The 1,904-nt window shown below is 71.6% G+C and carries 3 protein-coding genes; 1 reads left to right on the forward strand and 2 read right to left on the reverse strand.

Features of this window, described 5'->3' with window-relative positions; genetic code table 11:
• A partial coding sequence (locus AB0G02_RS33390; RefSeq protein WP_360802304.1) for a pectinesterase family protein occupies window positions 1-605 on the forward strand: 605 nt, incomplete at its 5' end.
• Between the two features lie 18 nt (window positions 606-623).
• Here the strand turns inward: AB0G02_RS33390 and AB0G02_RS33395 are convergent.
• Window positions 624-1,412, reverse strand: coding sequence for an MOSC N-terminal beta barrel domain-containing protein (locus AB0G02_RS33395; protein WP_360802308.1), 789 nt, complete (start codon window positions 1,410-1,412; stop codon window positions 624-626).
• Between the two features lie 245 nt (window positions 1,413-1,657).
• On the reverse strand, window positions 1,658-1,904 hold a 247-nt coding region (locus AB0G02_RS33400; RefSeq protein WP_360802311.1), incomplete at its 5' end, for a hypothetical protein.

The raw sequence follows: 1,904 nt of genomic DNA on the forward strand, positions 1-1,904 counted from the left end.
GCCAGGCACTGGCCCTGTACGCGGGCGGCGACCGGCAGGTCTACCGCAACGTGCGGATGCTCGGCTACCAGGACACGTTCCTGTCCTGGGGCGGCACGGGCAGCTCGCAGGTCCGGCAGTACGTCTACAAGAGCTACATCGAAGGCGCGGTCGACTTCATCTACGGCAACGGCGCGCTGGTCGTCGACTCCACGACCATCCGCTCGCTGGACCGCGGCAGCAGCAACAACGGCTACATCACCGCCGCCGCCACCCACTCGTCCAACCGGTACGGCATCCTGATCACCAGGTCGACGCTGACGAGCTCGGCCGCGGCGCGGACCGTCGCCCTGGGCCGGTGCTGGCACGCCGGTGGCGCGGCCGACGCGATCGGTCAGGTGCTGGTCCGCGACTCGGCGCTGGGCGGGCACATCCGCCAGGCCGGGGCCTGGCAGGACATGAGCGGGTTCTCCTGGAAGACGTGCCGGTTCACCGAGTACGCCAACACCGGTGCCGGCGCGAGCACCGGCACCACCGACCGCCCGCAGATGAGCAGCGCGACCGCGGCGGACTACACCGCGCAGAAGTACCTGGCGGGCAGCGACGGCTGGAACCCCGTGCAGTAGCCCGTCACCCCGAGGAGGTCACCGCCATTCGATGACGGTGACCTCGTCACCGACCGCGATGTGGCCGGGCGTGAGCACGGCGGCCTTCAGGCCGAAGCTGACGCCGTCGGGTTCGCGGCGGTAGTCGGCCAGGGTGCGCAACGGCTCGGGACCGGCGCGCACCCCGGTCGACTGGTCGACGAGGGTGACCGCGCAGCGGATCGCCAGCTCACCGAAGCCGATCTCGGCCCCGCCGACCGACATCCGGCCCACCCGGTCCTCGGTGTGCGGCTCGTCCCAGCCGCTGATCACGACGTTCGGCCGGAACCGGTCCATCGGGACCGGATCGGCACCCCGTTCCGCGATCCGCGCGTTCAGACCGTCCAAGGTGGACGGTGAGAGGACCAGCAGGGCGGTCGGGTCGGACCCGCGGCGGGCCCGGACCGACCGGGCCGGCTCGCGCACCAGGCGGACCGGCGTGCCGATCGCCTCGGACAGCCACTCCGCCGCCTCGTCGCCCTGGTCGACCCCCGACCCCGGCCACTTCTCCACCTCCACCGGCACGGTCGGCCCGTCCACCGCCACGTCCAGCTCCAGCTCGCCGGCGCCGGGTGCGCTCAGGGCCAGCCCCGTGCCCCCGTCCAGCAGCCGGACCCGGACCGCCGCCAACCGAGGCGCCTGGCCCTGCCAGACGATCGTCCCGTCCGGCCCGACCGGCGCGAACAGCCGGTCGTGGGGCAACCCGGTCGCGGTGACCTCGGCCCGTTCGACGGCGACCCCGGCACATCCCTTGATCGGGTACGACGTCAGCGCGGAAACGGTTGCCATGCGGTCAAAGTACCCGGTGCCACCTCCCCGGGACCACGAAAATAGTCGCCCGCACCCGGACCTCCACCTCGGGCAGCCGGACGAGCGGTGCGCGGGAGTCCACGTAACGGAACCATTCGTTCAGGGATGTGATCGTCCGACAGTCGTTTGCCTGTCTCCCGCACGACATTCCGCTCGTGCGTCGGCAAAGCGCCGCCCGGCTGTCGGCAGGCACCCGCCAGGAGGCGCCTCGTCCCGGTGCCTTCTCAAGCCCGCGCGATGGTGTGGAGCAGGGGCAGCGTCGGGAGTCGGTCGGGGCCGTGGAGGAAGCTCGCCAGCAGGACGACCAGCCAGGGGATCTGCGGACCGGTCAGCTGCAGCGGCTCGGTCTGGTCGAAGATCAGGTAGCAGACGCCGTTGTGCAGGTCCGCGTTGAAGTCGACGACCGACGGGTGCGGGAACCGCAACCACCTGCCGTGGGCGAAGCACATGGTGCAGTACGTCGTCACGACC

It is taken from the genome of Actinosynnema sp. NPDC023658, from assembly GCF_040639995.1.
GTDB lineage: Bacteria > Actinomycetota > Actinomycetes > Mycobacteriales > Pseudonocardiaceae > Actinosynnema.